This window comes from Nocardiopsis listeri NBRC 13360 (assembly GCF_001570765.1).
GTDB lineage: Bacteria > Actinomycetota > Actinomycetes > Streptosporangiales > Streptosporangiaceae > Nocardiopsis > Nocardiopsis listeri.
Window position 1 is genome coordinate 1 of record NZ_BCSH01000049.1, and the last position, 16,530, is coordinate 16,530.

A 16,530-nucleotide genomic window follows, 5' to 3' on the forward strand; every position below is an offset into this window, starting at 1 on the left:
CACTCATCTAGAAGGTGACTCGAAACACCCCTCCGCCGGGCTCCTCCCATTCTCCTCTACCGAATGGCAAACCTTCCTTGGGACGGCCCAGCACGGTTAGCGCTGACTCATCCCTGACAGCGCCAGGCCCCGGCCGCTACGAATCAGCCGGGGCCTCGCTTGCCAAGCTCCCGTCGTGGGCCCCGACCGGCTCAGCCCTCCCTGTACACCGCCTGTTCGGGGGCCGGCCTGCGATCCCAGTCCATCCGGCACCAGGGTGGTTCCAGCCCGCTCGGATCGTCGATCTGGCGGGGGGAGAGATCGTCGACCGGGCGGGCCTCCTCATACCGGGCGAACACCGAGGCCACGTACCGGTGCCCGGTGTCGGCGGACACGAACACCACCCGTCTTCGTCCCGACCGCGCCTCCCACCGGGCCACCAGGTAGGCGGCCCCGGTCGAGAGCCCCGCGAAGATCGCGTGCCGGCGCAGCAGGTCCACGCTGCCCGCCAGGGCCGCGTCGAATCCGGTCCAGTGCAGGGTGTCGTAGAGGGTGTGGTCGACGTTGCCGAACGGGATGGAACTGCCGATGCCGGCGATGATGATCTGCGGGTCGGTGACGTGGTCGCCGGCGAAGGTGACGCTGCCGAACGGTTGCACCCCCACCAACGGGGTGGTGGGGTCACCCTCGCGCAGGTAGCGGGCGAGCGCCCCCGTGGAGGCCCCCGACCCCACCCCGCCGACCAGGGTCAGGGGCTCCTCCCCCACGTCCTTGCGGATCTGTTCGGCCACCGCCCGGTACCCCAACCCGTGGATGACGTCGTGGTACTGGCGCATCCAGTGGTACTCGGGGTGCTCGCGCAGTACCTCCCGCACCCGCTGGACCCGCCGGTTCTGGTCCAGTCCCAGGTCATCGGAGGGCGGCATCTGTTCCAGGGTCGCGCCGAGCACGGCCAGTTGCACGCGTAGGGGCCGGTCGATGGTGGTGGATCCGATGATGTGACAACGCAGCCCGTAGCGGTGGGCGGCCAGCGCCAACCCGTAGGCGTAGATGCCGCTGGAGCTGTCCATGAGGGTGTCGCCGGGGCGGACGACCCCGCTCTCCAACAGGTGGCGCACCGCCGCGAGGGCGGACGCCACCTTCATCGACTCGAAGCGCAGGCAGGCCAGGCCGCCGCCCAGGTCGATCAGATCAGGTCGGGCGATGGCTTCGGAAACGTGGTGGTCCAAGATCGCTCCCCGGTGCTGAGGGTTCTCGTGGAGGTGGAGAAGACACGGGTGGGGGTGAGCCCCTCCCAGCCGAGCCGGTCGACGGCCGCGTCGATGCGGGCACGCAGTTCGGGTCCGGGTTCGGCGGCGTCGAAGAGGAGTCCGGCGACGTTGCCGCTGTGCGCCACCTGGATGCCGAGCGCGCCGCAGGCGCGGGCGGTCTCCCGCAGGACACCGAGCTCGGTCTTGGGCAGCACCCGCTGGTTGAGGATGGCGCTCTCGGTGCACACCCGCCCCACTCCGGCGGGGTCGTGTTCGTTGATCGCGGTGCGCAGCGCGGCACGCAGCCTCTCGTAGACGGCGATGTCCCCCGACCGTGCGGTACCCCGCAGGGCGAGGGTGTCGACGGGTTGACCGGAACCGGTCAGGCAGCCCACCACGGCGAGTTCGGGCAGCGCCGCGCCCAACTCCTCCAGGACCCGGCCGCGACGCTGCGCGAACAGCAGCGGCCGGTCCCCGAACATGACCGGGTCGCTGGCGCCCTCGGCGGCCACCGCCACCCGCGCCACGATCGACGGTGCGAGTTCCACCCCGAGCCCGTCCGCGACCGCGCGCACGGCGGCGGTCACGTCACTGGTGGACGAACCCATGCCGAGTCCGGGCTCGGCACCGCCCCGCACGCTCAGGTAACCGCCGACCGGGGCGACGTCGCCCCGGCGGACGCACTCGGCGACGGCCAGTTCGGCGGCGCGCGCCGCCTTGGCGCGGTCTGGCGGATCCACCACCACGCGCCGAGGGGCGCGGGTGGAGAAGGGGGTGAACACCGCACGGGCGGCGGGTTCGGCCATGGGCAGGGTGACCAGGCCACGGGTGGGTTCGCCCCGCCCGTCCAGGAAGATCCCCTGGAGTATCTCGCCGTGGTGGCAGCTGGCCTGTCCGGTTCCGAGGGTCACTCCTCGGCCTCCTCGCGATATCGGTAGAGAGTGGTCGGTTCTGCGCTGAACTGGGAGAACGGGAAGGGTTCGGCGGACACCGCGGTGACGCCGGAGCCGAGGAAGGCACGGGCGACGGCGCTGCCGCTCTGGGCGTAGACCACGAAGGGGATCTCGCGTTCGCGACAGCGTCGCAGGATGTGGTCGAAGCTTCCGTTGCCCAGGGTCATGCCGGTGGCCACGACGGCGTCGGCCTTGGCCAGCACGTCCTCCATGTCGGTGTGGACCTCGTCGCCCCACTGGGTGCGGCGCAGGTTGAGGTCGCAGGGAAGACACTCGCCGCCGCGTTCGCGGATGGCGGCGACGAGGGGGTTGACGACGCCGATGAGGGCGACGCGTCTGTTCTCGGGGTCGGGCAGCAGACCGGCGATGGCGCGGTCGCGGGCCACGGCGCGTTCCTCGGGGGTTCCCTGCGGGAGGGTGACGGCTTCGGCGCGCGGGTCCTCGCGGTGGGGTCGGGCCTGGCCCAGATAGGCGTCCAGGGCGGCGAGGCGGATGGGGGCCGGCCCATGCAGGAGGTCGGGAAGGGGGCGGCCGGACAGGTCGGCGCAGATCGCCGGGTCGAGTTCGCCGGCCTCGAACGCACAGGCGCCGAAGGCCCGGCCGATACGGACCAGGACGTACTGGTTGAGGTAGGTCACGTCGCCGCCGGCCAAGCGGGTGCCGTGGTGGACCCAGAAGACGCTGGTGGCGACGGGCGGGTCGGGGGTGGCCAGGACGGACTGTCGGAGTTCTTCGAGGTCTCTCATCGGGTGTCCTCCCCGCTCGTGACGGCTTCGATGGCCGGGTCGGTTCCGGTGGTCGTGCCGGGCTCCCGGGTCAGGCGGAACAGGTAGGTGAGGACCCCGTCCTCCCAGTCGTGCAGGTGGTGGACGTTCGCGGTGAAGCCGACGGTGGTGGCGTGGCCGATGATGTGGCGCAGGTCTGCGGTGTTGGAGGCGACGAAGTACACCTCGCCGCCGGGTGCGAGGAGGTCGCGTTCGGCGAGTTGGGTGAAGAAGGCGTCGGTGACGGAGGTGCCCGCGCACACGTTGCGGACGATGTCGGGATCGTCGCTGACCGGTCGGCTGACGGCGGGCGGGTTGAAGGTGACCGTGTCCAGGCGTGTGCCGTCGGGTAGGGCCTCGAAGAGGTCGCCGACCCGGGGTAGGAACTCCGTGGGACCGTCGGTGCCGACGATGCGGTGGTAGCCGGCCTCGGTGACGGCGACGCTGGTGGGGTGGACGTCCAGCGCGTGCACACGGGCGGCGCCGCGCAGACCCGCCACTATCGCCTCCACGCCGAGTCCGACGCCCATGGCCGCGTAGACGCGTCCGCGCACGTCGATGTCGTCGTCCAGGACGCGTTGGTGGATCATCCTGCTGGTGGCGCCGGGGATGAAGACGCCCGGGGGGACGTCGAACTCCCAGCCGTTCCAGCTGTAGGCGCGGTGGGTGTGCAGGTCGGCCTTGGGTTTGTTGAGGGCGATGATCTGCTCGGCGGGCAGGGGTGGGGGCAGCTGGTCGAGGAGGGAGGGGTTCACCCGGATCCTTTCGGCGGGGGTGGATCGGACATGGGCGGGGGTCCCGGCTTCTGGGGAGCGACTATAACGACAATGAAAATCGTTGTCACGCTAATGGATGGAATCGTCGGGTGGATCGGTCGGACCGAGTCCGCTCACCGGGTCGGTTCGCCAACGCCGGGCGCCCGCGCGCCCCCACGAGTCGTTCCCCCCACCACGGAGCACCGAACCCCGACCACCATGGACCTTCCGTCACCCGAGGTCAGCCGCACGCCCCACCCGAAGGCCGCCGCGTTTGGAAACCGGAGCACCTCGAAGCGAACCGGCGGGCCGGAGCATCGCCCCGAACCACGCCCTGGCGACCCACGCGAGGTGATACACACGAAGATGCGCGCTACTGATTATCGTTTTCACTAGAGTAGTGCGCGACCACACCCCGAACCGACCAGAGATGAGAACCACCCGTGTCCTCGACGACGTCGCCGCCGAACACGACCGGGCCCCGGCGCCCCTCCCCCCTGCTGCGCCCGGACTTCGTCCGCCTGTGGTGCGCCACCACCGCGTCCGGCATGGCCACCTGGGCCATGCCGTTCATCCTCGGACTCGCCGTCCTGCACGGCTCGCTGAGCGCCGTCGGCCTGGGTCTGGTACTGGCCGCCCGCACCGCCGGGTTCCTCGTCGCGGTGCCCCTGGGCGGATTGCTCGCCGACCGTCACTCACGCCGCGCCGTGGTGCTGTGGTCCGGGCTCTCCGCCGCCGTGGCCACCCCGGCCCTCGCCGCCGGGCTGGGCACCTCCACCACGCTCATGGCCGTGGCCGCCGTGGTCGTGGGCGTGGGCCAGGGCGCCTGCCGGCCGGCCTTCCAGGCCCTGACCGCCGAGGTCGTCGCCGTGGAGGACCGTCAACAGGCCAACGCCGCCCTGACCTTCTCGGTGCGCGTGGTCACCCTGCTCGCCCCCGGCCTGACCGCGCTGGCCGCCACCGTCACCGGGCCCGCGACTCTGCTCCTGGTCACCGCCGGGCTGTGGCTGGCCGCCGCCCTGCTTCCGCGCGGCGCCGATGCCGTCCCCGGGGCCCCGCGCGAGCGCGCCCCCTTCCACGTGGAGTTCGTCGAGGGGCTCACCGAGGCCCGCCGCCACCCCTGGTTCCTGGCCGGGCTGGCCGCTCTGACCACCGTCATCGCCCTCGGTTACTCCGCCACCAACGTGCTGCTTCCGCTGGCCAGCCGCGACCACTACGGCACCGAGGCCGTGCTCGCCGGCGCCCTGACCGCCTACACCGCGGGCGCCCTGGTCGGCGCGGTCCTGGTCTCCCGCTGGAAGCCCCGCGCGCAGGGCTGGTGGGCGCTGTTCGGGCTGGGGATCTACGCCCTGGCCCCACTGAGTCTGGCGTTCCCGGTCGGCGCGGTGGTGGTCTTCGCCGCCTACGCGGTGGTGGGGCTGGGCGTGGAACTGTTCAACGTCCCGTGGTTCACCGCCGCCCAGCGCGAGGTCGCCCCCGACAAGCTCGCGCGGGTTTCGTCCCTGGACTTCCTGTTCGCCTACGGGTTCGCGCCCGTGGGACTGGCGTTGATCGCCCCTGCGGCACAGGCGTTCGGCGCCGAGGCGGTACTGCTGGGCTGTGCCGCGTTGTGCGTGGTGGTCCCGGCGCTGGCGGCGCTGGCGCCCGGGGCGAGGGACTTTCGGACCCGGCACGGGCACGCCTGAACCCGTACCCGTGCCGCGCGGTCCACTACTCGTGGCTCAGAGCGCTTCCTCATGGGTGTCCACGGTCCACTCGCGCATTCGCTCGCTCGGGGTGATCCCCAACCCCGGGCGACCGGACAGGTGCATACGACCGTCCGCGATCTCCAGGTGTTCCTCGAAGAGCGGGTCCAGCCACTCGAAGTGCTCCACCCACGGCTCGTGCCGGTAGGCGGCGGCCAGGTGGACGTGGATCTCCATCGCGAAGTGCGGCGCCAGGTGGAGGTGGTTCCGGTCGGCCATCGCCAGCACCTTGAGGAACCGGGTGATGCCGCCGACGCGGGGCGCGTCCGGTTGGACGATGTCGGCTCCCCCGTGCCGGATCAGCTCGGCGTGCTCGGCCACGCTGGTCAACATCTCGCCGGTGGCGATGGGGGTGTCGAAGACCTCGGCGAGGCGCCCGTGCCCGGCGAAGTCGTGGGCGTCGAGGGGTTCCTCGATCCAGACCAGGTCGAAGGGTTCCAGGTCCCGGCACATCCGTCGTGCCTGGGCCCGTGACCACTGCTGATTGGCGTCGACCATGAGCGGGAAGTCATCCCCCAGGTGTTCGCGTACCGCCTCCACCCGGGCCAGGTCACGAGCACGGTCGGGGTGTCCGACCTTGATCTTGATCCCGCCGATACCGCTCTCCAGTGCCGCGGTGGCGTTGGCCAGGACCTCCTCGGTGGAGGCGTGCAGGAACCCGCCCGAGGTGTTGTAACAGCGCACCGAGTCGCGGTGGGCGCCCAGGAGTTTGGCCAGCGGGAGCCCGGCCCGCTTGGCCTTGAGGTCCCACAGGGCGATGTCGAAGGGCGCGATGGCCTGGGTGGACAGTCCCCCGCGGCCCACCGAGGCGCCCGCCCAGACGAGCTTGTCCCAGATCCGTTCGATGTCGTTGGGGTCCTCCCCCAACAGAGCGGGCGCCACCTCTCGGGCGTGCGCGAACTGACCCGGGCCTCCGGCCCGCTTGGAGTACCCGAACCCGATGCCCTCGTGTCCGGCCTCGGTTCCGATCTCGGCGAAGAGCATCGCCACCTCGGTCATGGGGCGCTGACGCCCGGTGAGTACCTTGGCGTCGCTGATGGGGGTTGCCAGGGGCAGGGTCACCGAGGAGATCCGGACGCGGGTGACGCGGTCCTGGGTGGCTTTTCCGGGCGTGGTGGTCGACATCCACTGTCCGTTCTGTGGTCCGGGGGCGCGGGAGGGCGAAGGGGACCGCCCTCCCGCGCGGGGGTTTCGAAGGTGGGTTCTCGGTGATCCGATCAGCCGCCGCCGGTGGCCGCCTCGACCTCGGTGATGAACTGCTCGGCGGCCTCCTCCGCCGTGAGATCCCCGAAGAGGACGTTGTCGGTGGCCCGGCTGATGATCTCCACGACCTCGCCGGCGCCGATCGGCGGGGGCGGGTTGCCGTCCACGATGGTGCCCTCGACCTGTGCCATGAACTGGGCGGTCTGGCTGTCGGCATCGGACAGCTCGCCCAGGATCGCCTCGCGCACCTCCAGGTTGGAGGGCAGTCCGAGGTCGGCGAGGAGCAGTTCGGAGGCGGCCGGGTCGTTGATCATGTGGTCGAGGAAGAGCGCGACCTCCTCGGGGTGGTCGGTCCCGGCGGAGGCCGTGTAGTACATGGCGGGCTTGAGGAACAGGCCGGTGCGATCGAACTCGGTCTCTCCCGGGTACCGCAGCAGTTGGATGTCCCTCCCCGAGGTCTCACTCACGCCGACCAGCTGATTGGTCCAAAAGTGCGCCATGGCGCCGCGGTTGGTGGAGACCACCGACTGGTCGATGCCGCCCGCCTGGATCTCCACACTCTCCGAGGCGCCCGTCTGGCCACCGTTGTCGGCCAGGTCCTGGGTGATCTGGAACCAGGCGGCGAGGGTGTCCTTCGAAAAGCCGAGCGAGCCGTCCTCGGCGTAGAGGTTCTCCCCGTGCTGGCGGGCGAAGACCTGGAAGCCCGCCTCGTTGTAGGCCATGCTCTGGGTGCCGACGTACTCGCCGTCGGTGGCCTCGGTGATCTCGGCGGAGATCTCGACGTAGTCCTCCCACGTCCAGGTCTGGTCGTCGGGCATCTCCACGCCCGCCGCCTCGAAGGCCTCGGGGTCGGCGAGGATGGCGTAGGCGTTGACCCCACTGGCGACCCCGAAGGTGCTGCCGTCCAGGTCTCCGCTCTCGGCGATGAGCGGATCCAGACCGGACAGGTCCAGAGCCTCCAGTTCGTCGAGGTCCAGGAGGGCGCCTCGCTCGGCGTACTCGCGCAGGTAACGCTCCTCCTGCATGGCGATGTCGGGGGCGTCGTTGGCCGCGGTGTTGGTGGCCAGCCGGTCCCAGTAGGAACCCCAGTCGGTGCTCTCACCGGTGATGGTGATGTCGGGGTTGTCCGCCTCGAAGTTCGCGATGACCTCGTTCATGGTGGACTGGCGTTCGTCCGATCCCCACCAGGAGAAACGCAGCTGGACGGTGCCGTCGTCACCCGATCCCCCGCAGGCGGAGACCGCCAGGACCAGTGCGGTGATCGCGGCGGCCGTGCCGGCCGTCGGTCCGGGGCGGGTTCGGAATCGGCCGGGGGGTTGGCGCATGCCGGGACTTCCCTTCGGGGGCGAGGGCGGACTCGGCCCACCTCGCGTGTGAAGTTGCGTGAAGAAAGCGCTTCCCATCTTCCCGGTAAGCGCTATCCAAGCGATGGATTTCGACATTTTTAACATCGGGTTCCACGGGTGTCAATGGTGCCCCCTAGCGGGACCATCACCGAAGGAACCGATGGAAACCACCCCTCGAATGGGGCGAAATACCAGGTGAAAGCGGCTTTCAACAAGACGTGTGACGGGTGCTCACCCCCGAGTGTCGACATGTGCCCCACGCGGCCGGACCCCGACCCCGAACCACGGTCCGGCCGAAATTCGGAAAGCGCTTACTCCCCCTCATTCGCCCCCGACCAGGCGAAAGTGTGGGCACCGGAGGTGTGGGGGAACAGCAGATCATCGCCCTTGAGGCGCGGCTCCCCAAGACCCGCGCCGACACCGGTCACGGAACGTTCGCCGTCCCAGCGGAGCACCCCGTCCACCGAGACCCGGCGCGACCGGCCCAGCAGCGGAACCACCACCTCGCCCAGGACCGGCGCGGCGGTGGTCCACGGGTTACCGGCGAAGGCGCCGCGCGGGCCCCGGCAAACGCTCTGAGCACCAACAGACGCCGGCCGTCCGGCAGGACGGTACGGGGCCAGGGACGGAAAACGGCTCTGGCCCGGCTCGTCCACCCGACCTCAGGGTGGTGAGCGCCGTGGAGACGGCGACCGGGGGTCGAGGCGCCGAATCGAACTCCTGGACCGGTCGCTACCCGGCGAACGCCCGGACCGGACGGCCGTGTACCCCGGGGCGGACCCGAAAGAGCGAGCCGGACAACGGTTCCTCGCCCGGTTCCAGGCCTTCCCGGGACGTGGTGATGTAGAGGGTGCCCAGGTCCTGGTCACCGAAGGTGCACGCCGTGACCTTCTGGACCGGCAACGAGATCACCTCGTCCAGGTCACCGTCGGGGGTGTAGCGGTGCACCTGGCCGGCGTTGGTGATCGCGGTCCATATACCGCCCTGCGCGTCGACGACCAGGCCGTCGGGCAGACCACCGTCCCGGATTCGGGCCAGGACACGGCGGTCGGTCAGGCCATGGTCCGGGTGCCAGTCGAAAACGGCGACGTGGCCGGTGTCGGTGTCGTTGTAGTAGGCGAATCGACCATCGGGCGACCAGTCGATGCCGTTGGAGATGGTGACGTGGGGAAGCACGGTGGTCACCTCCGACTCCGGCGTGAGGCGGTAGAGGGCGGCCGCTCCCGGTGTCTTGTCGTAGGCCATCGATCCGCAGTAGAAGGTTCCGTCGGGGGCGCAGCCGCCTTCGTTCATTCGGATGCCAGGGTCGGACCAGATCTCGATCCGGCGCTGTTCCTCGCCCTGAGCGTCGAACAGCGCCACTCCGCGTTCCACGCCCACGATCGCTCCACCGCCGACGCGGGGGCGTATGACCGCGGCGACGTCGTCCACGTGTCTTCGGGAGACATCCCCGGTGGGCGTCAGGCCCAATACGTCACCACGGGTCATGTCGACCCAGCGCAACCCGCCCCAGGACGGTGACCAGCAAGGCCCCTCACCATGTTCGGTGATCGGGTCGGTGACCCGTTCCACCTTCAAGATCGCGTCCTCCTCACCCGCTCCCACCCCGCCCAGGCGGCGCGGCCGACATCCCACGACCGAGCACACACTGTGACGAGGCCAACTACAATAAGTGAGGCTATGAGTTCCGCACCCGATCGGTCAGGTCCGACACCCAGGTCCTTTTGGCGCCCCGCCTGGGACCGGGTGCGCACCAACGTCTGGTCGGCGCTACAGCAGGCTGCCGCCGCGGGGCTGGCCTGGGTCCTGGCCGAGTGGCTGGTGGCGGGGGACCATCATCCGTTCTTCGCCCCGATCGCCGCCGTGGTCGCGCTCAACACCGGCTTCGGGGTCCGCGGGGTGCAGGCGGTGAACCTGCTGACCGGCACCCTGATCGGCATCATCGTCGGTGCGTCGACGGTGTGGCCGGTCGGTGTTCCCAGCCTCGCGCTGGTCGTGGCGACCCTGGTCGCGGTTCTGATCGCCGTCGCGATGGGCGCCGCCCGGGTGACCATCGCCCAGGCCGCGGCCGCCGCCATCCTCACCGTGACCATCCCCTATGGAGGGGACGGCGGAGCGCAAAGACTCTTCGACGCCGCGTTGGGCGTGGGTGTGGCGCTGGTCTTCAGCCAGTTGCTGTTCCCCACCCATCCGCTGCGCCTGCTCTCCCGGGCCGAGCACACGCTGGTCTTCCATCTACACCGGCTGCTGGTCAGGACCGCTCACGTCGCGACTCGGCGAGACGAGGCGCGGGTCGAGGTCCAAGACGCGCTCGTCTCGACGCACACCGCCATCGCGGACCTGGAATCGGCCCGGTCGGCCGCCCTCGACATCGTTCGCCACACCCTCCGAGGGGTGTACCTGCGTCGACGGACCCGGACGCGGGTGGCGGCCGCCGGCCCCTTGGAGGGCGTGGCCGTGATGTGCACGCTCGTGGCGACGACGGTGCTGTCCGCGCCCGAGGAATCACAGGAGGCTCTGGCCTCGGTCGTGAGTGACATCGCGGAGATGTTCGCGCGTGTGGCCCAGGCCCGATCCATCGACGGCACGTGGGGGGCGGCGGCCTTCTGGGACGCGGCGGCGCTCCGAGCCGAGGAGCTGCACGAGGCTCTTCCCGGGCTCCGGAGGCGACTGGCGGATTCGGGTCCGGAGACCGACGCGGCGATCAGCGCCATCGACATCCTCTGCGACACGCTCGGCCGAACGACGAGGTAGGGCGCGTCATCGGTTCGCGGCGCCTACCGCCCCTTTTGTCTCCGATGGGGCACGTGGAAGTGCGACCCCATGGTCGGCCACCCGCGGCGTTGGGCGGTTCGGGGGTGCTCGTGCGGGTCGTCGTTCCCCGGGTGGTCGACACTCACGCCCCGACGCGAAAGACCCCACCGGAGGCTCTCCGGTGGGGCGAAACTCCATGTCAACGACGGATGGCCGGAATCACCCGGCACCACCGTGTGGGGGAGTCAGGGGTGGGCCGGGGTCAGCGAACCCAGACGTCCCAGGTCGAACCGTTGTACACGCACTTGTACTCGGTGAAGTCGTGGTTGTTGTCCTCCTCGACGACGTAGCTGTAAGCATCGATGAGGCAGACGGCCTGCATATCGAAGCCACCACCGACGACCTCCCAGTCGGCCGCGTGCGCGGGGCTCGCGGCGAGCGGGAGGGCCAAGGCCGCCGCTCCGATCGCGAGTCCACCGGCGATGCGCTGCGACATAGACATGTACTTCCTCCGAAACATGGGGTTTTGCGGACTCTCCCCGCGTATCACGAGGAGAGGTCGTGGCGACCACTCGAACGATGATCGGTTCCTCCCGGACTCACTGACCGGAGTCCGGCAGGTCCTCTCACCGGGCACGGGCCGGACGGGCCGTCGGGCCGATCAGGCCCGAAGAGCCTGATCGTGGCCCTCGCCGGACCCCCGGCCCATGTGTGATCGAGTGGCTACTCGCCGACACCGACCAACATAGAAAACGAAAGCCGTCGAATCGTCCGACTTGAGGACGAAGTGACCACCGACGAACGTTCACATCCGCGCACTACGGGAACAACGAAAGTGCCGGGGCGAACGGCGTTCGGCGACCATCCGACCGGGCCGCCCCCTTCGGAGCACCCCACACGCGGGAAGGCCGCACGCGGCACGTGTTCAAGTCGTTTCCGCACCGGTTCCGGCCCGGGCCCCTCCACTCGACGCGGCGCGCAGGGCGGACGCCACCGCGCCGAGGACACGACCATCGCGAGAGCGGGAACCGTTCGGATACGGGACTTTACGTGGCTCCTCCCGGGAGTGGGGATTCGCGTCACCCTCACCCTTTCGAGCCGAGCACCGCAGGACGCCCCACGGGAGTCCTCACCCTCCACCGCAACCCGAGCGCATGAACGGCGCCACCATTGGGACGCAATTCGCATAACGCAAAAAACGGACACAGGACGCCATGGTTTGGCCGATAGGAGCAATACGTCGGCGGGAACAGTACTCTGGCCGGGTCACCTGACCCCGGCCCCGGTCATTCCACTTCCACCGTGAGGAGTCGATTACTTGCTGACCCGTCTACACGGCTTCCTGAGACTGCGCACCTCTCCACCGGTTTTCTTCGGCTCGGCCGCGGTGATCATCGCGTTCGTACTCGTCACCATCATCTTCACCGAACCACTGGACGCGGCCGTCACCGTCGCGTCCGAATGGCTGTACGCCAACCTGGGATGGTTCTACATCCTCGGCCTCACCATGTTCCTGGGCTTTTTGATCTTCGTCGCCCTCGGACGATTCGGGCGGGTGAAACTGGGCCCCGACGACGAGGCTCCCGAACATTCGGGACCGGCCTGGTTCGCCATGCTCTTCGCCGCCGGCATCGGCAGCATCCTGATGTTCTGGGGTGTGGCCGAACCCATCAGCCACTTCGGCGAACCCCCGCGCGGCCCCTCTTTGGGTATCGACGCGGAGACCGCGGGTGCCGCCGCGGACGCGATGAATTTCACCTTCTACCATTTCACACTGCACACCTGGGCGATCTTCACACTGCCCGCGCTGTGCTTCGCCTACTTCATCCATAAACGGAACCTTCCACCGCGTGTCAGTTCGATCTTCCAGCCGCTCATCGGCGAGGGGATCCACGGGCCGATCGGCAGGTTCATCGACATCGTCGCCATCGTCGGCACGGTCTTCGGTGTCGCGGTTTCCCTCGGTTTGGGCGCCCTACAGATCAACAGCGGTATCAACCGCGTTCTGGGGATCCCGGAAAGCGCCATGTGGCAGTTGATCATCATCGGTGTCGTCGGTGGAGCCGCGATGGTCTCCGTCGCGTTGGGTCTGGACCGTGGCATCAAGGTCCTGTCCAACATCAACATCTGGATGGCCATCGGCATGCTGGTGTTCATCCTGTTGACGGGTTCCACCCTCTTCGTCCTCAAGGGAACCATCGAGGCACTGGGCAGTTACCTGATGAACCTGCCGGAGTTGGCCCTGTGGAACGACACCTTCGCGGCCACCGGATGGCAGGCCGACTGGACGGTGTTCTACTGGGCTTGGACCATCAGTTGGTCCCCGTTCGTGGGCATCTTCATCTCCCGGATCTCCAAGGGACGGACCATCCGACAGTTCGTCTCGGGAGTGCTACTCGTTCCGGCCGGCTTCTCGGTGCTGTGGTTCGGCGTCTTCGGCTTCTCCGCCTTCGACATCGAACTCCACGGTGATGGCGGACTGGTCGAGAGTGTCGTGGAGCAGGAGGACGTCCCCGGAGCGCTGTTCGCGTTCCTGGAACACTTCCCCGCCGCAGGTGTCACCTCGGTGATCGCCATCATCCTGGTGGTCGTCTTCTTCATCACATCGGTGGACTCGGCGGCACTGGTGACCGACACCATGGCCAATGGCCACGAGGACTTCAACCCGTTGGGGCAACGGATCTTCTGGGCCATCGCGATCGGAGTGGTGACCGCCACCCTGTTGGTGTTCTCCGGATCCGGCGGTTTGGAAGCGCTGGAGAAGATCATCGTTCTCGTCGGCCTGCCGTTCTTCATCATGGGCTATTTCCAGATGTACGCGATGTACCGAGCTCTGCGGGAGGACGCCGGGGAGTTGCCGACGATGCGGATGCGCAGGTGGAAGAAGGTTCTGCCACCAGAGGAGTTCGAGCGTCGCCAGGACGAGGACGAACACGACACCTCGGAGATCGTGGTCGAGCCCGAAGCCCTGGACGAACCACCCGTACTGCGCGACCCCTATGTGAAGCAGCATCGGCAGACCGGCACACACGGCACTCTGTCGGCACGAACCGGTTCGGCCAAGCGCACGGACCACCAGCAGAAGCGACCGCCGCGGTCCGAAGACCAGGGGCGAAAAGACTCCGAGTAGGCGAACAGCCCCGGGTCCACCTGACGCGGGACGTACCGGAGGTCTTCGACATAGGTGGCGGCTTGGGCATGCCCACGAGCCCCGGCGGTGGCCGGAGCCGAACCGAACGGACACATGCCCCGGACGGGCGGCTCGCACGAAAGCGCGAAGCCGCCCGTCCGGGTCTTGTTCAGCCCTCTGTTCGAGGCATCCGGGGCATCCGCGGGCCTGCCTTACGCGGCCTGCGCGGCTTGACCGGCTGCGGACTGTCGGAGGTCGATGATTTATGGCCGGCCATGCCCGGGCCGACAAGGGCCTGCGCGGTGACGGCCACGCGGGACTGCTGTGGCTCCTGTGGGATCGGCCCGGATTCCTTGAGTGGCCGCTGTGTCGTGCGGAGCCGCTCGGGAATCGAGGCCGAGTGCTCCCCCGGTGTGTCCGAGCTCGAGGGTCCGTCCATCCGGACCACACGGACCCTTCCGGCCTTGCGGCCGGGCACGCGCTGGTGGCGGACCTTCTCGTCCTTCCGGGTCTCCTTGATCTCCCGGGTCTCCGGGGCGGGGGCCATCTCCTGGGGGGCAACCTTACGTGGGGCGACGTCCGTGACCTCGTCCATGTCGGTACCCGGGGCAGGGATGGCCGATGGGGTCTCCTCCCACCCGGAGTCGTCGTAGTCGTCGGCAGCGGCCGGGCCGGCACCTCCAACCGTGTCATGGAAGACAGCGAAGGCGGCGGCAATAACGGCTCCGTCGTCCGGAACGCTCCAATCCCTGTTCCCGGCTTCGCGGCCCGTGCCCTCGGTTGTGATCACGCCCTCCGCCGCGCCGGTGGTCACGGCCTCGTCGAAGCCTTCGTCGTCCAAAAACTCGGCTTCCTCGTTCCAGGCCCGGGTGAGCCGATCCCAAACAGCGCTATCACCCACCGGCGTGAACGCGTCGTCATCGGCCCAGTCCTCGGCCACGAGTACCGGACGGCCGCGTTCCGCTTCCCACACCTCGGTGTCACGGCGTGAGGACGGTCGTTCCGTCCGCTCCGACAGCGCGTGGTCCGCCTCGTGGTAGGTGAGGACGGCCTCGCGGACCTCCTCCGCGGTCGATCCCGCCCAGGAACAGTGGAACAGGGTGGAGAGCGGCTGGCTGGTCTGCGAGATCAGCCCGTCGGCGTCGACCACGCAGTTGCCGCCCAGTGGCCAGCTGCCCAGGATGACCGCGGTGACGCCACGGTGCTGTCCGTGCAGCAACAATCCGGACAGAGCGTGCTCGTGGCGGGGGTCGGGGGAGGCGATCAGGGCGAGAGGCGCCCGCTCCCGCGCGTCCATGGCGTGCAGCTCCGAGGCCAGGAACGCCAGTGCGTCCTCCATCGTGGGAACCATGGTCACCGGTTCGCACGGCCGATCGCGTAGCAGGTCTCGACCGGTCGCGCCGAACAGCCGGACGACCTCGCGTTCGATGATCAGGACACGCACCGCGAGAGGCTCGGCCGGGTCGAGGGCATTGGCGATGAGACGTCGGACCGCGGCGTCGGCGCCCTTGCCGATGAGGCCCAGGCCGGGGACGTGGTCCAACTCCAGGGTCACTCGCTCGTGGATCTCGTCGGTGGGTTCGGGACGCTCTGGCGGTGCCGGGAGCGCCAGGCGGCGCGGGTGTCCGGCACGCAGGCGCGGCCGGGGCAGGCTGAGCGCCATCCTCGGCACGAAGGAGCCTCTTTTGCCCAGCAGGTAGCCCCCGGCCAGGCCGGCGAAGGCCACGGTCGCGGCGATACCGCCGTCGGGGACCTCCAGGACGACGACGCGGGGGCCGTCCTCCTCGGTGGCGGCGGAGGCGTTGTCCAAGGTGACGACGGGCTGTTCGGCCTCGGCTTCGGTCTCTGCCTGATTCTCCCCCTGTGGGGAGGGCACCGGAGCGGGTGCCAGGGTGTAGGCGATCTCGACTCGGCGTTGGGTCTGCGCCGGTCCCTCGATCTCCTGGTCGGAGCCCTTACCGGTGATCTCGGTGTCGGGGGCGTCCTCGCCCAGTGACTCCGTCAGGTGCTCGGCGAGCGCTCGAGCCCGTTCTTCGGACAGTTCCTGGTTGCGTTCGGCGTCGCCGCTGGGGTCGGTGTGACCGATGATCCGAACGGGGACGTCCGGGTCCCAGTGGTCTCCGAGCATCTCGACGGTGGGCGCCAGGTCCTGGCGCATTTGTTCGGTCAGCTCCGCGGACCCCAGTTCGAATCCGCTGACGGTGCGGGTCCGTTCGACGGGTGCCTGTTCCACGTCGTCCTGGGCGGCCTCGGGCGCCTCGTCCTCGTCCTCGTTCTCGCTCTGCTCCGCCGGGGCGACGGTGTCGGCGAACGCGACGGCGGGGGTGAGGGCGGTGGCCGCCACGGCCGTGGCGGCGATCGCCTGGAGCGGCCCGAGCGGACGCAGACGCAGGGCGACACCGCGCAGGCGCGCCACGGACTCGGCCACGATCGCCAGCGCGAACAGTCCCCACAGCGCCCACAGGGCCGTGATCAGCGCGGCGGTGAGCACACCCGGCGGGGTCCGCCATCCGCGTAGGTGGGCCAGGGCCACGTCCCACGACGTGGGCAGGTCGGGCCAGTCCACGTGCCAGAGCAGGACGTAGGGCAGACCGATAAGGAAGGCGAGCGCGAATGCGACCGCGCAGAGCCGGCTCAAAGGGTGCATCTCC

General features: G+C 69.3%; 12 protein-coding genes. 3 read left to right on the forward strand and 9 right to left on the reverse strand.

What is annotated here, in order from left to right; translation table 11 throughout:
* Positions 1-191: 191 nt before the first annotated feature.
* From NLI01S_RS16020 to NLI01S_RS16035, 4 genes are read right to left on the reverse strand one after another with little or no spacing between them, the layout of a single operon-like run.
* Positions 192-1,208, reverse strand: coding sequence for a pyridoxal-phosphate dependent enzyme (locus tag NLI01S_RS16020; protein WP_067605206.1), 1,017 nt, complete (start codon positions 1,206-1,208; stop codon positions 192-194).
* A complete protein-coding gene (locus NLI01S_RS16025; RefSeq protein ID WP_067605208.1) occupies positions 1,166-2,140 on the reverse strand; it encodes a GHMP family kinase ATP-binding protein in 975 nt (324 codons plus the stop codon). The genes NLI01S_RS16020 and NLI01S_RS16025 overlap by 43 nt, the downstream gene beginning before the upstream one ends.
* Positions 2,137-2,928: a Rossmann-like domain-containing protein gene (locus tag NLI01S_RS16030; protein ID WP_067605210.1), complete on the reverse strand. Its 792-nt coding sequence runs from the start codon at positions 2,926-2,928 to the stop codon at positions 2,137-2,139. Before NLI01S_RS16030 ends, NLI01S_RS16025 begins: the two co-directional genes overlap by 4 nt.
* A complete protein-coding gene (locus tag NLI01S_RS16035) occupies positions 2,925-3,701 on the reverse strand; it encodes a methyltransferase (protein WP_067605212.1) in 777 nt (258 codons plus the stop codon). Before NLI01S_RS16035 ends, NLI01S_RS16030 begins: the two co-directional genes overlap by 4 nt.
* A 443-nt stretch (positions 3,702-4,144) precedes the next feature.
* Between NLI01S_RS16035 and NLI01S_RS16040 the strand changes: the two genes are divergently transcribed.
* A complete protein-coding gene (locus NLI01S_RS16040) occupies positions 4,145-5,386 on the forward strand; it encodes an MFS transporter (protein ID WP_084392649.1) in 1,242 nt (413 codons plus the stop codon).
* A gap of 36 nt (positions 5,387-5,422) precedes the next feature.
* Here NLI01S_RS16040 and NLI01S_RS16045 read toward each other — a convergent pair whose 3' ends face one another.
* The 3 genes from NLI01S_RS16045 to NLI01S_RS16060 form a co-directional block, all read right to left on the reverse strand.
* Positions 5,423-6,571: an L-talarate/galactarate dehydratase gene (locus tag NLI01S_RS16045; protein ID WP_067605214.1), complete on the reverse strand. Its 1,149-nt coding sequence runs from the start codon at positions 6,569-6,571 to the stop codon at positions 5,423-5,425.
* Between the two features lie 92 nt (positions 6,572-6,663).
* On the reverse strand, positions 6,664-7,974 hold the full coding sequence (locus NLI01S_RS16050; protein ID WP_067605216.1) for an ABC transporter substrate-binding protein: 1,311 nt from the start codon (positions 7,972-7,974) through the stop codon (positions 6,664-6,666).
* Between the two features lie 753 nt (positions 7,975-8,727).
* The gene (locus tag NLI01S_RS16060; RefSeq protein ID WP_223809267.1) at positions 8,728-9,567 is read right to left on the reverse strand and encodes an SMP-30/gluconolactonase/LRE family protein; all 840 of its coding nucleotides are present in this window, start codon (positions 9,565-9,567) and stop codon (positions 8,728-8,730) included.
* A 108-nt stretch (positions 9,568-9,675) separates the two neighbouring features.
* On the opposite strand from NLI01S_RS16060, the gene NLI01S_RS16065 reads away from it, so the two are divergent.
* On the forward strand, positions 9,676-10,749 hold the full coding sequence (locus tag NLI01S_RS16065; protein WP_190318484.1) for an FUSC family protein: 1,074 nt from the start codon (positions 9,676-9,678) through the stop codon (positions 10,747-10,749).
* A gap of 262 nt (positions 10,750-11,011) precedes the next feature.
* On the opposite strand, the gene NLI01S_RS16070 is transcribed toward NLI01S_RS16065, so the two are convergent.
* Entirely contained in the window at positions 11,012-11,251 is a 240-nt protein-coding gene (locus NLI01S_RS16070) for a hypothetical protein (RefSeq protein WP_067605222.1), read from the reverse strand.
* An 816-nt stretch (positions 11,252-12,067) separates the two neighbouring features.
* On the opposite strand from NLI01S_RS16070, the gene NLI01S_RS16075 reads away from it, so the two are divergent.
* Positions 12,068-13,879, forward strand: coding sequence for a BCCT family transporter (locus tag NLI01S_RS16075; RefSeq protein ID WP_067605228.1), 1,812 nt, complete (start codon positions 12,068-12,070; stop codon positions 13,877-13,879).
* Positions 13,880-14,048: 169 nt separating this feature from the next.
* Here NLI01S_RS16075 and NLI01S_RS16080 read toward each other — a convergent pair whose 3' ends face one another.
* Complete coding sequence (locus NLI01S_RS16080; RefSeq protein WP_157091050.1) at positions 14,049-16,526, reverse strand: OmpA family protein; 2,478 nt, start codon at positions 16,524-16,526, stop codon at positions 14,049-14,051.
* Between the last annotated feature and the right edge of the window lie 4 nt (positions 16,527-16,530).

Bases quoted from the DNA above. Each gene is read 5' to 3' on its own strand.
- NLI01S_RS16065 (WP_190318484.1), top strand. From the start codon at position 9,676: ATGAGTTCCGCACCCGATCGGTCAGGTCCGACACCCAGGTCCTTTTGG.
- NLI01S_RS16045 (WP_067605214.1), bottom strand. From the start codon at position 6,571: ATGTCGACCACCACGCCCGGAAAAGCCACCCAGGACCGCGTCACCCGC.
- NLI01S_RS16030 (WP_067605210.1), bottom strand. From the start codon at position 2,928: ATGAGAGACCTCGAAGAACTCCGACAGTCCGTCCTGGCCACCCCCGAC.
- NLI01S_RS16050 (WP_067605216.1), bottom strand. From the start codon at position 7,974: ATGCGCCAACCCCCCGGCCGATTCCGAACCCGCCCCGGACCGACGGCC.
- NLI01S_RS16080 (WP_157091050.1), bottom strand. From the start codon at position 16,526: ATGCACCCTTTGAGCCGGCTCTGCGCGGTCGCATTCGCGCTCGCCTTC.
- NLI01S_RS16070 (WP_067605222.1), bottom strand. From the start codon at position 11,251: ATGTCTATGTCGCAGCGCATCGCCGGTGGACTCGCGATCGGAGCGGCG.